Raw genomic sequence first — 24,537 nt, forward strand, 5'->3', positions numbered from 1 at the left:
AAAATTAAAAGAGAAACGTTCATATTTTGTTGAAAACGGTTACAATTAAGCGCTTTCAAAAGAAAATGCGTGTTTTATGGCGTAAAGTATGGTTTAATTGACGGAGAAGAGGTATTTTCTCGTTTTTTGTCATTATACGAACTTTGGGTTTTTGGTAAAAAGGGTAACCTTTCTATGTAAAAACCTCATCAAGCTAACGAAAAGGGAGATTTAAGACATGCACGTTCGTTCCTTTCAGTTGAGTGATGCAAGCCAAATGACGGAGCTTCTCCAGGTTGCGCTATCGGAAGAGTGTTATGAGAACACGATGGGCCCGTTTGCCCGTCAATTGTCATGGGATTCTGATCTGATCATGGTTGCAGAAGAAGAGGGAGACCTCGTCGGAGCCTTGATCGGTACGATTGATCAAAACCAGGGATGCATCTACCGTATTGCGGTTCATCCGGACTATCGTCGCCGCGGAGTCGGCAAAAAACTTGTCGAAGCTATGGAACAACGGTTCCAGCAGCGTAAAGTCAGCCAAATATGGGTTGCGGGAGATGAGCACAACAAAGTAGCTATGCCTCTTTATGAAGCAATGGGTTACGGTGCAAATCAGATTTTGAGCGCTTTCCAGAAACTGAGTATTTTGTCCAAAGCGTAACGGAAGTTCGGCTTCAAAGTGCGTGTTCAAAAAGGCCAGCAGTCGGTGTGCTTTGTAATCAAACGTGGACTTTTTGAACAACCTCTAAAACTAAAGAAAAAAAAGATTCTCATTTCATATTAGGCATATCCGTTTAGCGTAACCACGCTTGAGGATATGCCTTTCTATTTGTATGATATACATCCGCTCCATATTCCTCACAATTCAAGCTTATCTGCCACTGGTGGGCATAACCAATTGTTTCACTCTTCCAAATGAAGTAGACTTAAAGAGAATATGATTATTCTTAATAAACGAGGTGTCCTTTTGAATTCTGACAACCCTTCCACGAAGCAGGTGTCTTCCGAAGAGCGAACTGAACTGGCAACAGCGAATCATTCCGGTACCTCATGGGCAGCAGAGCTATGGGACTGGGCCAAAACAATCATTATCGCTTTTGTCGTTATGATGTTGTTGAATTTATTTGTATTTAACCTATCGATGGTTAAAGGGCAGTCCATGCAGCCTACGTTGGTCGAGCGTGACCGTTTGTTTGTGAATAAAATTGTATATGATTTTGGTTCACCTTCTCGCTTTGATGTCATTGTTTTGCGTGATCCAAGTGAGGGTCAGGAAAAGAAAGATTTTCTCGTGAAACGGATCGTAGGGCTTCCCGGGGATACGGTTGAAGTGCGTGAACACCACCTGTATGTGAATGGTGAGCGGCAGACGGAGACGTATACGGATATCGAGGTACAAGATCCCGATTTTGGCCCGATTACGCTGGAGGCGGATCATTATTTTGTCATGGGAGATAACCGTCATGAGGGCAAAAGTAAAGATAGCCGTGTATTCGGAAGCATCACTTCTGGCGAGATTGTAGGTAAGGCTGAATTCATCTTCTGGCCATTTTCCGAAATGAAGAAGCTGTAAAATGTTGAGGTAACAACAACTTCACTCGACGTTTTGCGTTTAACTATAATAAAGCTCGGGGCGAGTATGCCTGAGTTGCATATGCATATAGACGCCTGTCCTCCTTGAATGAGGCGGGCGTTCAATCGTTAAGGGAATAAGAGCAGGGAATAGAAAAGAGGGAAAGAATCATGACAAGCGTACAGACCGGGGCGGCACAGGCAGGTTCCGTATGGGAACAGTTAAAACAAGAGATTAAGGCGGCTGCCCCCGGGCTGGGCATTGATGATATTGGATTTGCTTCTGCAGAGCCGTTTGTATCACTTAAGTCGTTGCTAGAGCAGTCCCGGGACAAGGGCTACGCTTCGGGATTCGAAGAGCCGGATATTGAGAAAAGGGTACGGCCTGCGCTACAGGATGGTGAGCCTGCTTCTCTCATAGCCATCGCCGTGGCTTACCCGTCGAAGATGGTCAACCCACCGAAGTCGGAGCCGGGTGCATATCGTGGGATTTTGGCACGTTCAGCTTGGGGCAGAGATTATCATTATGTGCTGCGTGAAGCGATGGACAAGCTGGTAAATTTCATCCGTGAACGTGTACCTGAGGCGATGATTGAGAGCATGGTCGATACGGGAGCGCTCGTTGATCGGGCGGTATCCCAGCGTGCAGGGATCGGATTCAGCGGCAAAAATTGTGCCATTATATCCCCTAAGTTTGGATCATGGATCTATCTGGGTGAGCTGGTGACCAACATTCCATTCCAGCCGGATACACCCGTGACCGAGGATTGCGGAGAGTGTACGAAATGTATTGATGCCTGCCCAACCGGAGCGTTGGTGGGACCAGGGCAACTTAATGCACAGCGATGTATTTCTTTTGTAACCCAAACCAAAGGGTTTGTAGATGAAGAGTTTATGTTGAAAATAGGCAACCGGTTATACGGCTGTGATACATGTCAGATCGTCTGTCCGAAGAATCGGGGCAAAAATTGGGATCATCATCCTGATCTACAGCCTGATCCGGAGATTGTTAAGCCTTTGTTGCTGCCACTCCTAGACATTGGTAACCGTGAATTTAAAGAACGATTTGGCCAAAGCTCTGCCGCATGGCGGGGAAAGAAACCAATTCAACGTAATGCAGTAATTGCCTTAGGTAATTTCAAGGATAAGAGCGCTGTACCAAAACTCACGGAAGTATTGAAGCGAGACCCGCGTCCTGAACTGCGGGGAACCGCAGCTTGGGCGCTGAGCAGAATTGGAGGAGAAGACGCAATGAGAGTAATTGGGGAAGCTGCCGCTAACGAACAAGATGGGAACGTGCTAAGCATGCTGCAGAAGGCCAAGGAACGACTAAGCTCGTCCGAGACCTTACCCGATCAACCACAGGCTGGGCAAGCAAGTGAGAAGCAGCCGGTGGAACAGTCAGTGAAACAACCAGTAGAACAACAACAGTTTGATTCACTACACGAGTTACAGAAGAGTTTGCAATCGGAAATGGCCTCTGATCAGGGTGGTGAGCTACCTGTACAGCCGGCTAAACCGGAGGCAGCAGCTTGGAAACCTTCAGCAGTCACAGGGCTGCAGGGTACACCTGTGTATTATGATGAACTGCTGACACCGATAGGAACATTGACGCTATGTGCGACAGATGAAGGCTTGTGCCACGTTGATTTTGGAACATTTCATGTGCGCGAGGCACATCTGCAACAATGGGCTCGAACTTGGATCGGTGAATATCGTTACGAGAAGAATGAAGAGAAGTTGAGTGAGGCTGCGAAGCAGGTTCAGCAGTATTTTGCCGGAGAACGAAAAAACTTCGAATTAAAGCTAAATTTGCATGGAACACCGTTTCAGCTACAAGTATGGCATGTTCTATCCGATATATCTTATGGAGAGACCTCATCACACCAACAGGTTGCGGAAACGATTGGAAGACCGAAGGCGGTTCGTGCCGTTTCGGATGCTATCAGTAAAAATCCGATGCCGATCATTATTCCCTGTCACCGCAACAGTGACAAAGACGGTACCCTGTTGGGTTATGTAGGCGGTCTGCAAACCAAGGAGCAATTGCTCACATTGGAGCAGCAATCGTAAGAGCGGGGGACGTGCATGAAGTATGTAAACGTGGAGAGTGTGGAGGCGGGGGAGCTTCTGGGGAAGACCGTATATTCAGCTAACGGAACTGTTTTGCTGTCTGCCGGCGTCCAGCTTACCGTATTTATGGTTAATACGCTCAAGCGTATTGGCGTAACCATGCTGTACATCCAGGATGAAGCGTTTAAAGATGTGGAGACAGAAGACATTCTGGATGAAGCCACGAAAAGAGCAGTGATTAATGAAATGAGCGTTACCCTAGAAGCGGTTCGTTCCGGAAAGGACTGGAGTCCGAAGAAGGTAGCGCTTAGCATTGATAAACTGTTGAACGATGTATTGAACGGGCGTGAGCTGCTTGTTCAACTTACGGATATTCGCACGAAGGACAATGCACAGTATGTTCATGCGATGAATGTATGCTTGTTGTCGTCGGTAATCGGACTGAATATGGGACTTAACTACAATCAATTGAAGGATCTCGCTGTAGGCGCGCTTTTGCACGATATCGGCAAAGTTGGTGAGCCTCCGGGTGGTGGCTCTGCTGCCAATTCTTCGCTCCATCATACATGGCGGGGATTCGAAGTGATTAAGAACAAGCGGGAGTTCAGCTTGCTCGTCGCTCACACGGCTCTGCAGCATCATGAACATGTCGATGGTACAGGATTACCTAGGGGAATCCAAGGCAGCGACATTCATGTCTTTGCCAAAATCGTTAGCACGGCGAACATCTATGATAATCTAATTAACGGACTGTCTGGAAGTAGCATGTTGCCACACGAAGCTTGTGAAGAGATGATGGCGATGTCAGGCACGAGGCTGGATCGGGACATTCTGATTGAGTTTAACAAAAGTGTATCCGTATATCCGAATGGGACGGCTGTACGACTCTCAACCAAGGAGTCAGGCGTTATTGTAAGGCAGCATCGTGGATTGCCAGGCCGACCTGTTGTCCGGATCGCTCGGGGGAGCACACGCTACTCTCTCGATGTTATTGAAATTGATCTAGCGGAGCACACCACCGTTTTTATTGATTCGGTCATGTCGTAGAATTCGGATAAAGAATGAAAGCGAAAGCTGGAAAATCCGTTTGCTCCATGCGTGCGGAAATGCTATGATAACTTTCAGGAAATCCGGTCCGTGACACGTGTATGAACAGGCGTTAGGATGTTATGTATATGCGCGGATCATCATGCTTTTTAGATTGCATAAAGAGGTGTCTAAGAGATGGAAATTGTAATACCGATTATTACATTGATTGTTGGTCTGGTCGGGGGCTTCTTCATCGGGGTGTTCTACTTGCGTAAACAGCTTGAGAAAATGCAAAGCGATCCAGACGCACTTCAGAAGATGGCGAAGCAAATGGGCTATAACCTGAATGGCAAGCAGATGCAGCGTGCCCAGCAGATGATGAAGAATCAGCAGCCTGGCGGTAAAATGCCTCAGCCGCAACAACATCCTGCGCGTAAAAATTCGGGCCGCCGAAGATAATAGCAGTGTATGGTAACTGCTTTACACCATGTGGTTCGAAAGGAGGCGTTCGGCAGTGGCTGGCGTGAAAGATTATTTGAATTCAAAAGTATCCGACAATCGGGAGAAGATCGAGTACCATGTGGAACAGATCTTGAAATTGATTGGCGAGGATAGTACGCGGGAAGGGCTGCTTGAAACGCCTGCACGCGTAACCCGGATGTATGAAGAAATTTTTGGTGGGTATGAGGTAGATCCACGTGATGTACTGGGGGTAACCTTTGACGAGAATCATGAAGAGTTGGTTATCGTTAAGGATATCGTCTACTATAGCCAATGTGAGCACCACATGGCGCCGTTCTTCGGCAAGGTGCACATTGGGTACGTGCCAAGCGGCAAGATCGTTGGTCTTAGCAAAATGGCCCGTTTGGTGGAAGCGGTAACGCGTCGCCTCCAGGTGCAAGAACGTATTACGTCACAGATCGCTGATATTTTGACAGAGGCAGTTGAGCCTCACGGCGTTATGGTCGTTGTGGAAGGCGAGCACTTGTGCATGTGTTCCCGCGGCGTGAAGAAACCGGGCAGCAAGACGGTAACGTCTGCCGTACGTGGTTCCTTCCGTGAGAATCCAGCACAGCGTGCTGAGTTCCTGTCACTTGTTAAAGATTGAGGCTGAGCTTGGCTTAATAGACAAGCTGCATACTTTTGCCTACGTTCTATCATGTTGCTTCGCATTAGGACAAACTCGAATGTCTGTATGCGGAGCAGCGCAGTATAGAGCAAGCATCTGAGGTTGTACCATAATAAGCCGTGTTCCCTCAGGAACCCGGCTTATTTATATGAAATTATTTTATAATTGTGGTGTGAGTTATGGTTGGTTCGAGAATGTATAATGACTTGTAGGCTCTCATTCATCTATATATAACGGAGGCTGTCTTCTATGAGTGTACCTTCAACACCAGAGGATCGATTTGGAAAACCAATGGAGCAGAGTTCGTCGGAACATCGTCCTACCAGCCGTCTTCAGATCTGGGAGACACCGCTTATGGGATCAAATAGAAGTGTGCTTGAGGCTTTTGCTTGGGAAGAAGTGATGTGTCGACTTGTAGGACAGGGGCATGAACCGGTGGCTCATATTTGGCGGCATACGGATGCATTTGTAGCTGGTTTGCGTGATCGTAAACTGCCTCATGCAGTAGAGGCTATGGAACGTATCCGAAATGAGGGGATTTCCGTCTGTGTTCGACCTTCTGGCGGTGCGGCAGTCCCACTCAACCCAGGTGTGGTCAACTTGTCGCTAATCTTGCCTAATCCTAAGCACGCGATCAATATTCATGATGACTTCCGCCATATGGCTGCCTTGATTGCCCGTTCTCTGAATCCATGGTCCAATCAGGCTCAGACGGGAGAAGTCGAAGGTGCATTTTGCCCAGGGGACTATGATGTTAGTGTCGGGGGATTGAAATTTTGCGGAATCGCACAGCGAAGACAGGCTAAGGCTTACATTATTACTGCGTTTGTGATCGTGGAAGGCAAGGGCGATGTGCTTGCCGCAGAAGTAAGACGTTTCTATGAGCAAGCAGCCAATGGGATGAAATCAGGCTATCCGGATGTACATTCAGGTACGATGGCGAGTCTGCAAGAGCTAGCCGGTGTTCCCTCTGCGGCGGCATATACAGCTTCCTTGGTGCGCACACTACGTGACCAGTATCCTTCGGCAGAAACGAGCCGAGTATTGACTGTGAACCGGGAGACGGTTGAACAGACGATGCAGCAGATGAAATTACGATATGATTAGATTGATTTGGATTGTTTAGATTGGAATACACTGACTTGGAATTGGTTAATAGAGATGATATGATGTGATTTCGGAAGGAGAGTGACATAATGGAAACATTGAGATATACATTTGAATACGAGGTTGTTTCTTCGGGCGAAAAGTCCGAATTCAGTCAAATGGCTACAAGTAAAGAAGAAGCTGCTGCATTAATTATTGAGCGGATTGCTGACCTAGAGTTTACGGGTGAGGAAGATATTAAGCTGGGCGATCTTATCGCGATCAGTAAACAGGTTGGCGACAACTATGTTGCGTGTGAAGGTTGCGCTTCTTAAGTAATGTTATGCACGGATAGGTTTTAATGATAAGCAGGTCTCTGGTATAGAGGCTTGCTTTTTTTGTGTTGTAAAACGCGCGAAAAATGAAAAATCATTCATATTAGAAAATATTTTTTTGCAAAAATGCGAGAAAGGCTCTTTTTCGCGAAAAATGTCGAAAATGTTCAGAATCCGTTCAGAGCTGACAGGTATACTCTTCTCACAAAAAGAAAGAGAAGGGAAGATTTAAACATGCATAAAAAGGATCGCCAGAAACGTTTTAGGCTATTAAAACGAATAGGAATTGTAGCTTTAGCATTCCTTATGGTTTTAGGTTTGCTACCAGGTTTGTTCCAACAAGGAGTGGTACAGGCCAAGAGTTGTTATGATCAGACGGAAACAGATTCTGATGGTGTGGAATGGAATCTCATCAGTTCGCCTGAAGAATTGTATTGCGTGGGAGAAGACGCAAACGGTAATTATAAGCTGATGAGTAATATTACTGAAGCAGATATGAGCACTTTTTTAAACGGAGGATCTTGGACACCAATTTCCTATGAGATAGAAGATGAGTCTGAACCTTTTACAGGCAGGTTCGATGGAAATGGTTATTCCATTTCTGGTTTGAGAACAACAGATGAAACTCAGTATGATGTGGGGCTGTTCTCTGATTTATATGATGCTGAGGTTAAAAATCTTATATTAAATGATGTATCCTTCACAGGGAATGCGTCGGTAGGTGGGCTTGCAGGTAGTATATCAAATTCTTCTATTGAGGGCGTGCATATCAGTGGAGTTTTACAAGGCAATAGAAGAGTAGGGGGCATTGCAGGGTATTCTAATAATAGTGAATATATTAATAATAGTACTAACGTTGTGGTGAGCACTTTAGATGAGTATGGTGAATCTCTCGGGGGACTATTTGGAGAACTTTACGAGAGCACAGTCATTGCAAATGCTGCTGAAGGTACAGTGAGTGGTTATCAGACGATAGGTGGACTGATCGGAGAATCGAATGATAATACCATTCGTCAGAGCTACGCTTCAGGACAGGTAATAGGTAACTATCAAATCGGCGGTTTGATTGGCGAACTTAATTATGAATATGAACTTAACCAAACCATTGAAGACAATTATGTGATTGGTTCTTTAAAAACTTATGCTGCAGGTGAGGATGAATTTTCTGCTGAGACTATAGGAGGTCTGATTGGTGAAATAAGAAAAAATGGTAGTAATGATGACATCCAAGTAATCATTCAGAATAATTATGTTGCTGCATCTCTCGCAGTTGATCTTTCTAATGGTGTATCATCACCTATTGATCATCAGACGATAGGGTCAGTCATCGGCAAAGTGAAAGGTTCAACAGATCAAGTGACTATTTTCAATAATTATTTTGATTTGAACAAAATTAGTACGAACCAGCAGAATGGTTCTGATTATGCAATGGGTCTTACTACTGAACAGATGAAACAACAATCTAATTTCAGTGGATGGAATTTCGATGGAGTTTGGACATTCAGACAACGTATTAACGATGGGTATCCGATCTTGCAGTCATCCAAGCTGATGTATGCACCGATTCCACCACTACCTGAACCTACAATAAATTATCTGTATCCATATCCTATGAATGGAACAATTACACAGTCGACATCTAAAGTAAAGGTGAAACTTAATGAAGCGGGTAGATTTTATTTTGATAATCAGATGTATGATGAAAACATAGGACAGTCTGACGAAGATACTAAGTTACATGCCTTAGCTAATCAATCTTATGTTGATCTAGAAGCCAATGAAGAGATTTCGTTCTTGTTCACAGGATTGAACGAGAATACTTCGTATCGAGTATTCCTGGCGGTAGAAGATATGAATGGTCAGCTTAAGAATATGGGGCATCGGGGATATGACACTCCTGCCAACTCAACGCCTCTTCCACAAAACGTGGTAGCTACACCTGGTGATGGTCAGGCTGCCCTTGAATGGACTGAAGAACCAGAAGTAGAATATCGCGTGTATATGTACCAAGGTACGGAGGCACCAAAGGATCCAGATCTGTGGACAGATGTAACGGACAGTTACATCGACGGACATATCGGTGGGCTGACGAATGGTGAATCTTATGTGTTTGCAGTTAGATCGTATGCTTCTGAAGAGGTGAATTCAGATTATGTTGCATCTAACGTTGTGATCCCACAAGAGGAGAATACAGGCGGTGGTAATAATGGTGGTGGTGGATCTAATCCAGACCCAGACCCGAATTTTCCTGTACCGCAGCATGTAGTGGCAACAAAGGGCGATAAAAAGGTTACATTAACTTGGGATCCAATCACGAACGGGTATGCTTCAGTTTATATGTACGAAGGTTCATCAGCACCTATAGACCCATCACAATGGATTCTTGTTTCTACGGAAATTATGAATAATAGTTTGGAAATTAATGATCTTAGCGAAGGTGAAAAATATATTTTCGCTGTCAGAGCTGTATATGAAGACGGCATATCGGAATATGGAATTTCTAATTCAGTGAAGATTAACATTACTCCATCCAATCCAGAAACGCCAGGTAATGGAGGTGGCGGGGGAGTTATTACACCTACTCCTGTAACGCCAACACCGTCACCAGCACCAGGACCTGTGACAACGAGTCCTGTGCCAACTACTCCACAAGCTCCACAGAAAGAAGTAATTAAAGTGGATGTGGAGAATGGGGATCAAGCTTCAACGATCGCTTCTCTGGAAATTAGTCGTACACGGAGTACAGATGGTACGGCTAAGGATGAGTTACTGCTTGATCAGAGCAAAACACAAACAATTATCGACCAATTGAAACGGACAGGCTCCCGCACGGCGGTTGTCTTGATTCCAGATACCAAAGATGAAGTATCGCAGTGGGATCTTAATCTCTCTACACAATCGTCAGCAATGCTGGCTGAGCAAGGTGTGGATCTCGTTATCTCCAATCCAAACGTGAAGATTACGATCCCGGCAAGTTCCTTGCTCGGACGTACAGATGATATTTATTTCCGTCTTGTACCGGTGAAAAAAGAGACTGAACGTTCGGAAATCCAAACGAGAGTGCAAAGCAATGAGACAATAACTCAAGTTGTAGGCACAACGAATATCCAGATTCTCGGTCGTCCAATGACGATCGAAACGAATCTGCAGAGCAGACCTGTAACGCTCGTATTGCCTGTAGAGGCTAATCAGATCGCAGGCGTGAATTCTGAGGAGCTAGGCGTATATATTGAGCACAGCGACGGAACGAAGGAGCTTGTACACGGTAAACTCGTTACGATCAACAATGATAATCAACAAGGTATTGAGATTCAAGTCAACAAATTCAGTACGTTCTCCGTTGTTAAAGTGAAAGACTGGACGGACAACAGCTTGAAAGCTCAGCCATATATTCAAGGGTATACAGATGGTAGTTTCCGACCAGAGCGTTATGTAACCCGCGCAGAAATGGCAACATTAATTACGCGTATTACAGGAGCTTCTACGTTGGAAGGCAGTCATCCTTTTACAGACGTGAACTCCAGTCACTGGGCAGATGCGGCTATCTCAGTAGCAGCTCAATCCGGTTATGTTCAAGGCTACACCGATGGCAGCTTCAAGCCAGATCAAGCGATTACTCGTGCAGAAATGGCAGCTCTGTTACAGCCGCTAGTAACATCTGATCTGATGACTGCTGTGCCGTCAACATTTACCGATGTAAACGGGCATTGGGCACAACAGGCAGTAGAACAATTGAGTTCAGCAGGAATAGTTACCGGATATGCGGATGGCTCATTCCGTCCAAGTCAGCCGATCACTCGCGCTGAAGCCGTGACGATGTTGAATAAGCTGATTGGTCTTCAAACTGCAACAGATGCAGCAGGACAGTGGTCGGATGTACCTGCCACACACTGGGCTTATGCAGCAATTGAAGCAGCTTCTATCCGCAAATAGATCGTTACATTTATAGTTATGTTCAAATGCAAAGAGATATCTTTCAGTCATTCGGCTGGAGATATCTCTTTTTTACATTTATATTGTGAAGCATCAGGCTTAAAGAGGTCTGACTTATTTATTTATGTTGTCTCTTGCTGATGGAGTCGTTCTTAGAGTGGAAAAACTTTAAAAATCATAAGAGCCTTTAATAAGGTGGCCAAAGTAGCTTTCTTGCCGTCTCATATCGCTCAGCTACTGCAGGCCAGTAGACGACTTTCCACCAATCCTCAATATATTTTTTGCGTTCATTCTGGTGCTTCAGATAGTACGCATGCTCCCACACATCCAGAGGGAGGAGCGGAACAATGTCGGATTGAGATAGGTTCTGATGCTTTTCTGCTTGCAAAATTTCAAGACGATGTGCCCGTGGACTCCAGACAAGCATAGCCCAGCCACTGCCTTCTACTTTATTGGCTGCTTCTGTGAATTGGTTCTTGAATGCTTCATAACTGCCAAAATCACGTTTGATCTGTTCAGCAAGCATACCGGATGGTTTGCCGCCACCCTGAGGGCTCATGATCGTCCAGAAAATAGTATGCAGGTAATGACCTGCCCCGTTAAAGGCAAGCTCCCGTTCCCAGTGTTTTACGAGTTCGAAATTGTTCTTTTTCCTGGATTCTGCTAATTTTTTCTCAGCGGTATTTAATCCGTCTACATAGGATTGATGGTGCTTATCATGGTGAATACGCATTGTCAGCTCATCGATATGTGGCTCCAGGGCGTTGTATGCATAAGGCAGAGGTGGCAAGGTATGTCCGCCAATCGGTACAGGGCGCTCCTTAACAGGAGGTGTTGCAGCTACAGAAGTGCTGGTGCTATCACTTGTTTGTGTGGGGGCCGAGTGAATTGCTGGAGAGTTTTGGGTCTGAGTAGCAGATGCAGAAGCATTAGAGGTTTCTTTAGCCGATGTAGCTGCAGGCTTCTCTACGCTTTCTCGTTTGGATGATTGAAGGAGACTGTCCAGCGTAAAAGGGGCATCCGTTGCTGAGTCTCTCAAGAGTCCAGGCCCACGAAGTGTATCTAACACACCAAGGAAGTACTCTGATTCCCGGATGAAATGTAGAATGACGGTTTTGGCAGAGGGTACGGCCTGCACCGCAGCACTCTGCTCCAATAAAACATAGAGTTGCCGGATAAACTCTCTGGATTGTGCTATGCTCGTAGACACTAACTGTTCTACGCTACGAAGAATATAGGGGGCGGGAGAGTGAGTTCCGGGTAACACTTGTTTGATAAGCTGGTTAGCCGTGTGTTCACTGTTTGAAAATGCTACCTCCCATTCCTCCAGTAGTTTGACATATTCAGGCTCTAAGTTAGGTACAAGTATACGAATAACGAGGGTGTGCTCTTTCTCTTGCTCTTTCCAGAAACGAATTTCTTCGAGTATACGTAGGGGTAAGAGCGGCCCATATCCTTTCCATTGCATAACCAAGCATCCTCCCATCAGTGATATGATTCCGAATCCATTTTTAACATTGAAATTAGGCTAAAACTGCCCAGTCTCTGTATCCTCGAACATGTCGTGCATAGCCATCGCATCAATATATTCATAAATGATGTTGTCCTATGTATACAAAAAAAGAGCCCTATAGGGCCCTTACGTAGTTCGTAGTCAGAAGTTATATCTTCAGGACATAAATGTTAATATCTGTCCAGGTCGTCACTGGTGGTCTTCGTTACATGGCTCAGGAAAGTAGATACGCGGCGCAGGTATTCTTTGGGATGCTCACGGAAGATTAACTCATGATGGGCTCCGTCCACGATCCATTCCTCTGAATTTGCATTGGTCTGATTGGCGGCGAGCAGCTCCGCGATTGGATAAGGCGCCTTCTCATCTTCCGTACCGTGAATGAAGAAAATCGGAAAAGGATAATCCTCTTTTTTGACCTCTTGATACGGAATTTGCTGTAATCCAGTGCCGTTCAGAACCGGGAACAACAGCTTCATAATCTCAAGTGTAGGTTGGCGTGGCAGATTGATCTGATTATGAATGTTGTGATACAACGTATCTGGTTCAAGTAAGAAGGTACTGTCCAGAATCATCGCATCGACATCCTCGGTGAGAAGGCCTGTCTGTAATGCGGTGCCCGCACCCATGGAGAATCCCCATACGACGAGCTCCTCAGCCCCTCGTTGCTTGGCCGTTTGAATGGCACCTAGCAATTGTTGAGATTCCGCTTTGCCGCCTGTAGCGACAGCCTTGTTTACCTGAGAAGCAAAACCATAATCGAACATAATGACGTTAAATCCAAGTTGGTGCGCATAATGGGCAAGGTCATACATCGGAACCCAAGTTTCCTCACGGTTGGCACCATAGCCATGACTGAAGATGATCGTTTTGTTCACATCTTTGTCGGCCGGAATATACCAGCCCTGCATCGTTCGGCTTCCATCTGCCGCAGGGAACGTAATGTCTTCATACTTCATGTTCCTCGCTTGCATCGGATTAGAGAAGACAGGGGCTACCGTTGGGTTGGATAAAACCCAGGCAATGTAACCGTGTAGTGCAATGAAACAAAAGAGTAGAAAAAATACCACGGAGAGCAGCAACGCTACGATAATATGCTTGAACCGAATTAGCCTTGGCGATAACGAAGTAGGCAGATCGGACACTTTCGTTTGCAGCGGGGCTTCGCTCTGGGATGTCGAATACATGATTGCCCCTCCTTATAAATTCAGATGAAATTGAGGATAACAACGAGAACCATTCAGCTCATATACGTAGTTCCTAAGTCGCAGGAACGGATGATACAAATGCACAATATATCTTTATCGTATGTTCCTATATAACCAAAGTCAATTGATTGGCAGCATTTGTTACGCAATTGTTATATAGTTCTGAGAGGATCTGGTTAACATTTCCTAAGTGTACAAATCGCGGGAAATTCAGTCTTATAAAAAGGAGAATTTTGCCCCATTTTAGTTTACAGATGAGATCGTTTCTCATATAATTTATGTAACCAAGTTTCATGTGATGAAACATGAGGAGGCTTAGTGTCATGGAAGACCGCAAGTTGACCGTCAGGGCTGTGGAACGAGCCTTGGATATATTATTGTGCTTCACAACGCGGAGTGATCTGGGGCTTACCGAGATTGCCAGCCAGATTGGTCTGCACAAAAGCACGGTTCACCGGCTGATGGCAACCTTGGAAGAACGTGGATTTGTCATCCGGGATGCAGCTACCGAGAAGTATCGGCTTGGTATCCGGATCTGGGAGCTATCTGCTCATATGTCCCGTAGTGATGACCCAGCTATCCTTCTTCTACCTGCGATGGAGCGACTGAGAGATCGACTCGGGGAGACGGTTAGCTTGTATTTGCGGGATGGCAGTGAACGGATTCGGATTCAGGCTGTTCAGAGCGATCAGGCTATACGGCGTGTAGCTCCTGTTGGTGTGCGCCTTCCTTTATCCGTAGGAGCTTCCAGTAAGGTGCTGATGGCCTTTGCAACGGAAGAGGATCGTGAGGAACTGATGAATGGGCCGGAGTGGCCTGTCTTTATCGATCCTAAGGTCTATCTAGCGCAGATGAAGGATATTCTGGAGCATGGTTATGCAACGAGCTATGAGGAGCGTGAACCGGGAGCTGCGGCGGTATCTGTACCGATTATGGATCGCAAAGGCCAAATTGCTGCCGCATTGTCTGTATCAGGGCCTGTCAGCCGTCTATCACAAGAGACATTACATGAGTATGCGCCGGTGTTGAAGGAAGCAGCTGCTCAGATGGGCTTGATGTTATCTTAACGAGTTTGTTCAACCACAAGGCTCTTATGGAACATATATGTCATGATGAATCTGCTGATTCTGGAACATAAAGGTTGTTTTTCCTTCTCGGTTGAGCTATCCTGATATGGACAGCCCAGCGGGGCTTGATGAATTGAATATGACACTGCGGTATACTTGCCGCAACTTGTTAACGTTACTAGGGGAGTCCGAATTGTCCGGACTGAGACGGAATCGCATGAGATTCTGGACCCTTTGCACCTGATCTGGATCATACCAGCGTAGGGAAGTAATCGGCCAATTAACCATGAACATCAATGGGATGTAACGTATGGCTGGACTCGATTAGAGTTCGGTAGTCGGCACATCATTGGTGATGGACATAGCCGGTTCCCTCGGGAACCGGCTTTTTTATATACAGTGAGCAGAGACAGAATCTAGCTTGAGAGTTACTTTCGATGAAAGAACCGAGGCTGGAATCTGTTATGGAATCTATTCAAATGAGCTCGGTGAATGAATCGTTCTCTGCCGTATGATGTCTTACTGTATATTGTCTCTCTAGGGAAGGTTGTCATTGCTCCTTGTATGGATGGTCTCCAGGTTAGATGCGCCCGCATGGAAATGAAGTGATGCAGTCGTGAAGACCAATGAGGAGGAGACAAAGACGATGAGTACAGGACAACCGATGATGGGACAAGGCAATACAGAAGAAACACAGATGGCAAAAGAAACAGGTACGGCGGGAGGGGTTCAACCCTTCCCCGGTAGCCGCAAAGTATACATTCAGGGCTCACGTCCGGACATTGCTGTGCCTGAGCGTGAAATAGCCCTTCATGACACGAGTACTCCCCAAGGGGTGGAGCATAATGAGCCGCTGCGTGTGTACGATACGAGCGGCCCGATGACCGACCCTGATTTTCACGCAGATATCCGGGCAGGGCTACCGGCATTGCGCACGCGCTGGATTACGGAACGTGAGGATGTGGAGGCTTATGCAGGGCGTACGGTGAAACCGGAAGATAACGGACTGAAGGCGGGGAGCAGAAGAACCGGGGCTGAAGCCTACCCAGGCTTGCGTGGAAAGCCGCTGCGTGCTCAGGCTGGACGCTGTGTAACGCAGATGCACTATGCACGCCAGGGCATCATTACGCCAGAGATGGAGTTTGCCGCGATTCGTGAGGGAGTAGAGCCGGAGTTTGTGCGACAAGAACTGGCCAGTGGCCGAGCGATTCTACCATCCAACATCAATCATCCAGAAAGTGAGCCGATGTTGATTGGTCGTCATTTTCATGTGAAGATCAACGCGAATATCGGGAATTCTGCTGTCTCTTCCTCCATCGAAGAAGAAGTGGAGAAAATGACCTGGGCTGTACGCTGGGGCTCGGATACCGTTATGGATCTCTCTACAGGCAAGGATATCCATACCACGCGGGAATGGATCATTCGTAATTCTCCGGTACCGATCGGAACTGTGCCACTCTATCAGGCGCTGGAGAAGGTCAATGGGGAAGCAGAAGCACTAACGTGGGAATTGTACCGAGACACACTCATTGAGCAGGCAGAGCAGGGCGTAGACTATTTCACCATCCATGCAGGTGTCTTGCTGCGCTATATCCCGATGACAGCCAAACGCATGACAGGCATTGTGTCTCGGGGTGGATCTATTATGGCGGCATGGTGTCTGGCGCATCATCAAGAGAACTTTTTGTATACGCATTTTGAAGAGATATGTGAAATTATGAAAAGGTATGATGTGGCATTCTCGCTTGGAGATGGACTGCGTCCGGGGAGTATCTATGATGCCAATGACGAAGCTCAGATGGCAGAGCTGGCTACGCTGGGCGAGTTAACGCAGATTGCATGGAAGCATGATGTACAGGTGATGATTGAAGGACCAGGGCATGTGCCGATGCACAAAATTAAAGAGAATGTGGATTTACAGATGGAAATCTGTAAAGAGGCTCCGTTCTATACTCTGGGACCCCTGACAACGGACATTGCTCCAGGTTATGATCACATTACTTCAGCTATTGGAGCAGCGATGATTGGCTGGTTCGGGACATCCATGCTCTGTTATGTTACACCAAAAGAACATTTGGGGCTGCCTAACAAGGATGATGTACGCGAGGGTGTCATTGCTTATAAGATTGCAGCCCATGCCGCTGACCTAGCTAAAGGTCACCCACGAGCTCAACGCCGAGATGATGCACTGTCCAAGGCTAGATTCGAGTTCCGTTGGCGTGACCAGTTCAACCTGTCGCTTGACCCTGAACGGGCGCTCTCTTACCATGACGAGACATTGCCTGCTGAGGGAGCTAAGGAAGCCCATTTCTGCTCGATGTGTGGGCCGAAGTTCTGTAGTATGCGAATTACGCAGGATATTCGTGCATTTGCCGCAGACAAGGGGTTGTCCGAGCAGGAGGCAGTTGCTGCGGGAATGCAGGCGAAGGCTGAAGAATATCGGACACGTTCCTAAGAAAATTCGGAGATGACAGGCTTCCATAGCTTTAATATGAAAAAATGTTTAATGTTTTGAAAGGCCGAATTCCAATTCAACGTAACGTTTGGGTTCAATCCAACTTACGCCAAATCTGAAATAGGATGCCTGCGATGACAAACAGAACCCCGTCAGACAGCTTAAGATTACCAGCATGCAGAAGTGCAGAACAGATCATACCTACTATGAACAAGATAAGAGTATATAAAAATCGCATTACTTATTCACCTCTCTCGTTAATTAAAATGTGTAAAAGAGAACGATTTTTAAATCGTTCTCTTTTGTGAATTTAATTTTATATATTTTATTTTAGCTCAAACATATAAAATATTTATTAATAAGGGACTTATTAATAATAAAAATTCTTAAATACACCTCTGGAATCATTATCAGCTGAGCCTGAGAAACTAACTTCCAGAGCCCAAAACCTATGGAAATTTATTATTATAAGTTATACATATTAATATGGAATAGACTAGATATAAAAAGTATAAAACTAATGCCCTAATCTACTCCCCATTCCAACATTCAATGCGGTGCTATGCCTAGCTTCTTCTTCAAATACGTTGCAAGCAATGCCAAAGGGCTATGGATCGCAATACCCGTGTCTGCCTGGACAAGCGCAGCAGCAGGAGCCATGGATAATTGGGCTGCGACTACCGTTTTGCCGGGATGCTGCCCAGCAATATACTGTAATCCTTCACGTACTGCTGCAAGATAACCTTCCTTGTCACCGCGCATAATCAATTGAAACGTCCCAGGAATACACACTGCCTCTGGCTGAGGCGCCTCGGTGACACAGTTCGGCTCTTTCTCATAATCCTGTTGTAAAGCCTGATACACCCGTGCCATCGTACCTTCAACTGTAGCCGGGTTGGTAAAAGCGAATATGTATTCCTTGTTCTCGCGCTGTATCTCCGCTAACAGTGGGTCATCAATGCCGATGACAGGAATGGCAATCTCCCGTGCTTCCTGTTCCAGAACAGCAGCAAACAGGGTGCAGGTCACAAGAATGGCATCGGAATGGCAGCGTTCAATCCATTGCAGGGTTTGGGATACTTTGTCCTTCGTTATTGCGTCGGAGAAGCCTTCATCATGTTTAAGCCGATCCAGACCGGGATCAACATAATGCACGAGTTCCACCGCATAGGCTGATAGAGCTTCTTCGACCAAGGGAATGTTGGAATAGTGAGCGTGAAAACAACTGATGGTAAGCATAGTAATTTTCCCCCTAATGGCTTCAGCTGCCTGTGAGCAACTTAGGCTTGCCTGAGTAATTACCCATTATAGAGGGTGGGCAGGGCACTGTACATACTGTATACGCTTGTACATATGCCAAGTAAACCGTCACATGATGAAACTGACATCATATATGAAAAGACAAGGGAATCGCCTGGTAACAGTTTCACCATCCGATTTAACCAATGTGTACTCGACAACAGCGAATAACCGTCATTCCTAGCGTTCTGGAAGGACGGTAAGCTGATTGTAACCGAATAAGCACATGAGACGGTTAGGTCATAATATATTAGCGCATAGATGGCGTAGCGTTCTTATTGGCGATCTTTTGCTGCAAAATTTCATGAAAGGATAGGCCTTGAGTGCTCTCATTCTCCTTTTTTGGAGCATTGGTCGCCGTGTTGCGCGGATATTGGTGGTGATACGGGATCATTTGCTGAATAGGCATGCGGATCATCTTGGTTCCTCCTTTGATGCATTATTTATGTATTTATGTTTTATACCTATATAGGTATATGTGACTTGTTATATGAAATGAGCAAATTTATGATGTAATTCCAATTGGATTGTAGTGATTTTACCCGGTATTTGAGAGATGTAAACGTTTTTAGGGAAATTCAGGAATAAAGGACTGTATTTCGAAGGGGACATATGGGAGGATAGAATCGGTTGTTAAGTGAATAGACCCAATTTTAAATAAGTCAACCATGCCCTAATTAAGGCATATTGTCTGGTTGAATAGGTACGGGAATTGCTAAGTAACTTGGTACCTTAGACCGTTGTTTGAAGGGAAGCAAGGTTATCTGTTTGCGCAAATAATAAGCCCACTAGCGTTGATCTGACTCTAATAAGTGATCTATCATTGGCTGAAATTATTCGCTAAAAGTACACATAACAAAGAGCCATCGGATTCCTCCGATAGCTCACTCAATATGAATCTAGAGTATAAACTTATGATTAGTCATAGCTATCACATAAAATAACAATCTATTGCATGGATTGAACAGCAATATATACATCTACCTGAACATTCTCAGGGTCGATGCTACGTTCATCATACAATTCGAAGTCCCCTGTAAATATACGTTTATGCTGATCTGCCCAAGCCCATACTGCTCCCCATGCTTCACCTACAACTTCTGCCATAGGTCCTCTTCTGGAGGTGAACACGGCGTAAGTAGCCGGAGGCAGATGAACTGAATCCATATCCTCGGGCAAAGCTTCATCCACATTCACTTCGTGACCAACCAGAATGGTGTACTCCCCGGTAATACCGTCCGTATAGTCGCTGTAACAGCCATAGCGAGCTACCTCTGGTGCAGACAGTTGGTCGGAGGAGAAATACTGATTCCACAAGCTTTGAATGCAGCCTTTGCCACTGATCTCAATCGCATTGGTTGTTCTCGCTGACACACCCGCAAGTCGTTTCGCCGGGAGTGTGACATAACGAACAGGCTCAGACAATCCAAGAAGCGCACCGCCCAGACCATTCGACTCCGTAGATGTATCATTTGAATCGTCCCCTGAGCTTGCCAAGGTTCCTCTCTCTATAGTGCCATTCCATCGTTTCAAATATGGAAGCTGATTCCGCAGCATAGATCGTGCAGACTCCTCATCCATGCCTTCCTCCTTGAGAATTGCGGTGCACATTTCAATCATACCTTCTAGTGGAATGTTAGGCTGCTCGAATTGCCCTTCCTTATAACAGTAGATACAATACTCTCTCGTAGCCTTCCCATCAGCCTCTGTTCCGAACTGTGCTGGAGTTGTTAGCGGCATACCGCAGCTTTGGCATAACGTCGTGTTCATATCAATTCCTCCTCGATCGTTGTAACTGAATATATGGAAAGTATACCGAGAGGAACTAGACAGCAGTCTGTCAGGTTTGAGATGCAGAAGTATAATTTTGTACAATCTGTTCTGCCATTTGCCTTATTGTAACTCGGATATGCTCTGGCTCTAACACTTCGACATCTGCTCCAAAGCCTAAAATGAAGCCGTACAGCCAGTTATCTTCTGGAAAGGCGACTTGACTGATGTAATAACCGTTTCCATCGGGAATGACATTTTCAATGCCAAACCATTCTTCTGCTAGATGACGGGCACGAGCGTGGAATCGTAGGGTCAGAGGAGCCTGATTTTCGGGTGCCACCCATTCTTGCTGCCAGGGTCTGTCATGTGGTTGTATAAGTCTTCGCTCAAAATACCCTTGTGCAAGGGTTACATCTCGCATACGGACTAGCTTGAACATGCGGAATTGATTCCGCTCATGGCAGAATGCATAGAGATACCAAGAATGCCGTTTGAGCACCAGCGTGTGGGGTTCAACAGTTCGGATGGTCTGATTCCCTCCAGCACTGCAATAGGTGAAGGTGATGAGCCGTGACTGATCCATCCCCGATTCGATCAACTGAAGCTTGATCTGCAATGCTTCGGGATGTGTCCAAGTTGAATAATCGACAATGAAGCGGCTCGTATTAGACTGGAAATCTTCATTTTTGGCTTCAGGTACAATACTACTGAGCTTCTCCACCAAGAGATCACGTGCCACGTTGCTATGCGAAGTAGAGATACTACGAAGTGCGGTCACGATCGATGCCAGATCCTGATCTGTCAGCACGTTACGGTCAAGTCGATAGCCCTCTGCAAGACCAATTCCGCCGCTAGCGCCTTGATACGTGACGACAGGGATGCCAGCTTGACCCAGTGTGTCGATATCTCTATAAATGGTACGGATAGACACTTCAAACGTATCCGCTAGGTCCTTGGCCTGTACACGACCTCGATTGACCAGCAGAACCACGATAGCTAATAAACGATCCAGTTTCATGAGTGGGTTTCCTTTCGATCGTTGATTATGTTAGATTCAGATAGATTATACTGCCCACTATCACATATAGGAGTGGAATAGGCAATGAAACGTATTACGATATTGATCGCAGATGATGAAGTTGAGATTGCGGATCTGGTTGCTTTGCACCTGCAAAAAGAAGGATATCATATCATCAAAGCATTTGATGGCAAAACGGCGGTTCAGGCCGTTCAGACACAAGCGATAGATTTAGCGATTTTGGATATTATGATGCCTGGTATGGACGGATATGAGGTGACCCGCAAGATTCGGGAGCAGCACCATATGCCTATTATTTTTCTGAGCGCGAAGACCTCGGATATGGACAAAATTACGGGACTCGTGATGGGTGCAGACGATTATATGACCAAACCGTTTAATCCGATGGAGCTGGTTGCCCGTGTGAATTCACAGTTACGCCGTTCGCTTCAATTCAGTCAGGCACCATCTGTCCAGCGCTCTGTTCTCGAGAAAGGTGGGCTTGTGATCTCCCCCGATCAGCATAGTGTTATGCTCTATGGCAAGCCTGTAGAATTAACACCGAAGGAATTCGATATTTTATATCTGCTTGCGAGCCATCCCAAACAGGTCTTTAGTGCCGAGAGCATTTTTGAACAAGTGTGGGGAGAGGCTTATTATGAGAGCGGTAATACCGTTATGGTTCATATTCGAACTCTGCGTAAGAAGCTTGGTGAAGACGTAGACAAGAACAAGTTTATCAAAACAATTTGGGGTGTGGGGTACACATTCAATGAATAAACGTAGAAGTTTTCGAACAACGATGATTCTGTTACTTGGGCTGAGTATGCTCGCCTCTGGTGCGATTACCTATGGTGTGTACAAACTGATGCAATACTTCTATTCGGGAGTGCGGGCAGAAGATCAGCTTGCTGAATATCGCCATTTTATGAAGAGCATCGGGGATATTTATTTTTTCTTACTCCTGTTCATTCCACTTGCAATATTGTTCTTCTTCTGGTTTACCAAACCCTATGTTACCTACTTTAAAGACATCTCTGCAGGCATAAGACATTTGGCCAATGGAGATTTTCAGCATCGGGTGCAGATTTCCTCTAAAGACGAATTAGGAACCATTGCAGAGGATATTAATTTGGCAAGTCTCAAGCTCAAGGAAGTGGTAGAGCGGGGTGATTTTGCAGAGAACAGCAAGGATCAGCTGGTGGTGAATCTAGCCCATGATCTGCGAACCCCTTTAACCTCCGTGTTAGGTTATCTAGATCTATTGGTGAAGGATGATCAACTGACAGAGGAGCAGGTTAGGCACTTTACTTCCATTGCATATACCAAGTCCCAGCGTTTAGAGAAACTGATTGATGATTTGTTTGAAATTACAAGAATGAACTACGGCATGTTACCACTAGAGAAAAAACGACTCGACATTAGCGAATTGCTCCGACAATTGAATGAGGAGTTATATCCGGTATTTGAAAAGAACCACTTGGTAACTCGATTGAACATGGATCCCGAATTAATCATTTCGGGGGATGGTGAGCTGCTTGCGCGTGTGTTCGAAAATCTATTAATTAATGCAGCCCGCCACGGTAAGGACGGTCTATACGTAGATATTAACGGGCGTAATGAAGCGGGACAAGTCATCGTTCAGGTCATGAATTATGGAGGATATATTGATGCAGAAGATTTGCCCCATATTTTCGATATGTATTATACCGGGGATCGTTCGCGGACACCTCAGGAGGGTGGAACTGGTCTAGGGTTGTTTATCGCAAAGAATATTGTGGAGCAGCATGATGGAGCCATATCGGCTCAAAGTGATGTTGTACGAACGGTATTTGAGATTCGGCTGCCCGCGCTAGCGTGAAATCAAATTAAATTAAATCCAATTAAATCCAATGAAATATATAAGTTTAACTAAACTTTTTACACGAGAACGGAGAGGACAGAAATAACGTGAAGAAGCGAAGCGCTCGCCTTTATCACCGGATTTTCCCTTTGAAGAAGGGAATCCAAAAAATCTGGGGATAACAGCGATCGGAAGGTTATTCTGTCATCGGAGTGGCAAGTGTAAACCTTCTTTAGTTGAACCTATATAGTTGCAAGATACGCTCTAATTTAAGAAAAACTTTAGAATTGCCCTGCTTTTATTTAACTAGTTTCTTCTATCCTTGATTTAATGAGGAAAAGGAGGAGCGTGGAGATGAAAAAGTGGGGATTTTTGATATGTATCGTTGCCGTGGGTTATATTTTCAGCAGATCAACTGCTTGGTTACAAGAACCGACTGAGCCGATGATCGAGATTCAGTATACGAATGAGATTCATACACAATACGCCCAAACCATTCATGTAGATATGAAAAATGAAGTACATAAAGGTAATCTATTACTCGTTAATTCGGAGTATCCTGTTCATCCAGAGGGCATGAGAACGGATATTGTGAATTTAGCTGAACAGAACGAGTTGGTGCGTGGATACGGCTTGATGGATCAGAACATCATGTTATCACGGTACGTAGCCCAAGCGTTCGAGAAGATGGTTGAAGCCGCTGGCCACGATGATGTCCGATATTTTATTATAAGTAGTGGTTATCGGGACTTGGCAGAACAAGCACGATTGTATGAGCAAAAAGGGTTGGATTATGCGCTCCCTCCGGGGCACAGTGAACATAATCTAGGCTTGTCCGTAGATGTAGGCTCTACATTAGCCGCTATGAGTGAAGCACCAGAAGGGGCCTGGCTGGAGCAGAATGCCTGGAAATATGGTTTTATTTTACGGTATCCGAAGGACAAGGTACATATTACAGGGATTCAATACGAACCCTGGCACTTTCGTTATGTAGGTTTACCGCATAGTGCCGTCATGTATCAGCGAAATTTGGCTTTGGAGCAATATCTGGAGCTGCTTAAGGACAAGAAGAGCCTGACTGTTGATGTTGAGGGTCAGACCTATCACGTTCATTATTACACTGCTTCCCGAGAACAGGCGGTATACATCCCTGAGAACCGTTCATATGAGATATCGGGCGATAACATGGACGGCGTCGTCGTGACGGTAAAGGAGTAACATTACC

General features: G+C 45.6%; 21 protein-coding genes and 1 riboswitch. Of the genes, 14 read left to right on the forward strand and 7 right to left on the reverse strand.

What is annotated here, in order from left to right; translation table 11 throughout:
• Positions 1-217: 217 nt before the first annotated feature.
• The 9 genes from V6W81_RS03260 to V6W81_RS03300 all read left to right on the forward strand — a co-directional run bounded on the left by V6W81_RS03260 (position 218) and on the right by V6W81_RS03300 (position 11,139).
• Positions 218-643, forward strand: a complete 426-nt coding sequence (locus tag V6W81_RS03260) for a GNAT family N-acetyltransferase (RefSeq protein ID WP_145052272.1) — start codon at positions 218-220, stop codon at positions 641-643.
• A 306-nt stretch (positions 644-949) separates the two neighbouring features.
• Positions 950-1,555: a signal peptidase I gene (gene lepB / locus V6W81_RS03265; protein ID WP_260985533.1), complete on the forward strand. Its 606-nt coding sequence runs from the start codon at positions 950-952 to the stop codon at positions 1,553-1,555.
• A 170-nt stretch (positions 1,556-1,725) separates the two neighbouring features.
• Positions 1,726-3,627, forward strand: a complete 1,902-nt coding sequence (queG, locus tag V6W81_RS03270) for a tRNA epoxyqueuosine(34) reductase QueG (protein WP_338541531.1) — start codon at positions 1,726-1,728, stop codon at positions 3,625-3,627.
• Positions 3,628-3,642: 15 nt separating this feature from the next.
• Positions 3,643-4,674: an HD-GYP domain-containing protein gene (locus V6W81_RS03275; protein WP_338541532.1), complete on the forward strand. Its 1,032-nt coding sequence runs from the start codon at positions 3,643-3,645 to the stop codon at positions 4,672-4,674.
• A 177-nt stretch (positions 4,675-4,851) separates the two neighbouring features.
• Entirely contained in the window at positions 4,852-5,115 is a 264-nt protein-coding gene (locus V6W81_RS03280; protein ID WP_145052283.1) for a YneF family protein, read from the forward strand.
• A 55-nt stretch (positions 5,116-5,170) separates the two neighbouring features.
• The gene (gene folE / locus V6W81_RS03285; protein ID WP_036668229.1) at positions 5,171-5,764 is read left to right on the forward strand and encodes a GTP cyclohydrolase I FolE; all 594 of its coding nucleotides are present in this window, start codon (positions 5,171-5,173) and stop codon (positions 5,762-5,764) included.
• 270 nt (positions 5,765-6,034) lie between these two features.
• Positions 6,035-6,892 (forward strand): lipoate--protein ligase family protein, encoded by an 858-nt coding sequence (locus tag V6W81_RS03290; RefSeq protein WP_338541533.1) that lies wholly within the window; start codon positions 6,035-6,037, stop codon positions 6,890-6,892.
• A gap of 89 nt (positions 6,893-6,981) precedes the next feature.
• Entirely contained in the window at positions 6,982-7,206 is a 225-nt protein-coding gene (locus tag V6W81_RS03295; RefSeq protein ID WP_145052288.1) for a hypothetical protein, read from the forward strand.
• A gap of 234 nt (positions 7,207-7,440) precedes the next feature.
• On the forward strand, positions 7,441-11,139 hold the full coding sequence (locus V6W81_RS03300) for an S-layer homology domain-containing protein (RefSeq protein WP_338541534.1): 3,699 nt from the start codon (positions 7,441-7,443) through the stop codon (positions 11,137-11,139).
• A gap of 187 nt (positions 11,140-11,326) precedes the next feature.
• On the opposite strand, the gene V6W81_RS03305 is transcribed toward V6W81_RS03300, so the two are convergent.
• Both V6W81_RS03305 and V6W81_RS03310 read right to left on the reverse strand, forming a co-directional pair.
• Entirely contained in the window at positions 11,327-12,607 is a 1,281-nt protein-coding gene (locus V6W81_RS03305; RefSeq protein ID WP_338541535.1) for a Fe-Mn family superoxide dismutase, read from the reverse strand.
• A 215-nt stretch (positions 12,608-12,822) separates the two neighbouring features.
• Positions 12,823-13,836, reverse strand: a complete 1,014-nt coding sequence (locus V6W81_RS03310) for an alpha/beta hydrolase (RefSeq protein ID WP_145052297.1) — start codon at positions 13,834-13,836, stop codon at positions 12,823-12,825.
• Between the two features lie 344 nt (positions 13,837-14,180).
• Here V6W81_RS03310 and V6W81_RS03315 point away from each other — a divergent pair, with 344 nt between their 5' ends.
• Together V6W81_RS03315 and thiC are read left to right on the forward strand one after the other, a co-directional pair.
• Positions 14,181-14,924, forward strand: a complete 744-nt coding sequence (locus tag V6W81_RS03315) for an IclR family transcriptional regulator (protein ID WP_056697171.1) — start codon at positions 14,181-14,183, stop codon at positions 14,922-14,924.
• 170 nt (positions 14,925-15,094) lie between these two features.
• A riboswitch (TPP riboswitch) is annotated at positions 15,095-15,208 on the forward strand.
• 413 nt (positions 15,209-15,621) lie between these two features.
• A complete protein-coding gene (gene thiC / locus V6W81_RS03320; protein WP_338543929.1) occupies positions 15,622-17,379 on the forward strand; it encodes a phosphomethylpyrimidine synthase ThiC in 1,758 nt (585 codons plus the stop codon).
• A 94-nt stretch (positions 17,380-17,473) separates the two neighbouring features.
• Here thiC and V6W81_RS03325 read toward each other — a convergent pair whose 3' ends face one another.
• The 5 genes from V6W81_RS03325 to V6W81_RS03345 all read right to left on the reverse strand — a co-directional run bounded on the left by V6W81_RS03325 (position 17,474) and on the right by V6W81_RS03345 (position 21,469).
• Entirely contained in the window at positions 17,474-17,617 is a 144-nt protein-coding gene (locus V6W81_RS03325) for a hypothetical protein (RefSeq protein ID WP_186381051.1), read from the reverse strand.
• Positions 17,618-17,928: 311 nt separating this feature from the next.
• Positions 17,929-18,618, reverse strand: coding sequence for a hypothetical protein (locus V6W81_RS03330; RefSeq protein ID WP_338541536.1), 690 nt, complete (start codon positions 18,616-18,618; stop codon positions 17,929-17,931).
• Between the two features lie 310 nt (positions 18,619-18,928).
• Positions 18,929-19,096, reverse strand: a complete 168-nt coding sequence (locus V6W81_RS03335; protein WP_156395468.1) for a hypothetical protein — start codon at positions 19,094-19,096, stop codon at positions 18,929-18,931.
• Positions 19,097-19,626: 530 nt separating this feature from the next.
• Complete coding sequence (locus tag V6W81_RS03340) at positions 19,627-20,448, reverse strand: zinc ribbon domain-containing protein (protein ID WP_338541537.1); 822 nt, start codon at positions 20,446-20,448, stop codon at positions 19,627-19,629.
• Positions 20,449-20,518: 70 nt separating this feature from the next.
• A complete protein-coding gene (locus V6W81_RS03345) occupies positions 20,519-21,469 on the reverse strand; it encodes a helix-turn-helix transcriptional regulator (RefSeq protein ID WP_338541538.1) in 951 nt (316 codons plus the stop codon).
• Positions 21,470-21,553: 84 nt separating this feature from the next.
• Here V6W81_RS03345 and V6W81_RS03350 point away from each other — a divergent pair, with 84 nt between their 5' ends.
• The 3 genes from V6W81_RS03350 (at position 21,554) to V6W81_RS03360 (ending at position 24,530) form a co-directional block, all read left to right on the forward strand.
• A complete protein-coding gene (locus V6W81_RS03350) occupies positions 21,554-22,249 on the forward strand; it encodes a response regulator transcription factor (protein ID WP_145052313.1) in 696 nt (231 codons plus the stop codon).
• Positions 22,242-23,330 (forward strand): HAMP domain-containing sensor histidine kinase, encoded by a 1,089-nt coding sequence (locus V6W81_RS03355; protein WP_338541539.1) that lies wholly within the window; start codon positions 22,242-22,244, stop codon positions 23,328-23,330. The genes V6W81_RS03350 and V6W81_RS03355 overlap by 8 nt, the downstream gene beginning before the upstream one ends.
• Positions 23,331-23,666: 336 nt before the next feature.
• Positions 23,667-24,530 (forward strand): M15 family metallopeptidase, encoded by an 864-nt coding sequence (locus tag V6W81_RS03360; RefSeq protein WP_338541540.1) that lies wholly within the window; start codon positions 23,667-23,669, stop codon positions 24,528-24,530.
• Positions 24,531-24,537 lie beyond the last annotated feature (7 nt).

This window comes from Paenibacillus tundrae (assembly GCF_036884255.1).
GTDB lineage: Bacteria > Bacillota > Bacilli > Paenibacillales > Paenibacillaceae > Paenibacillus.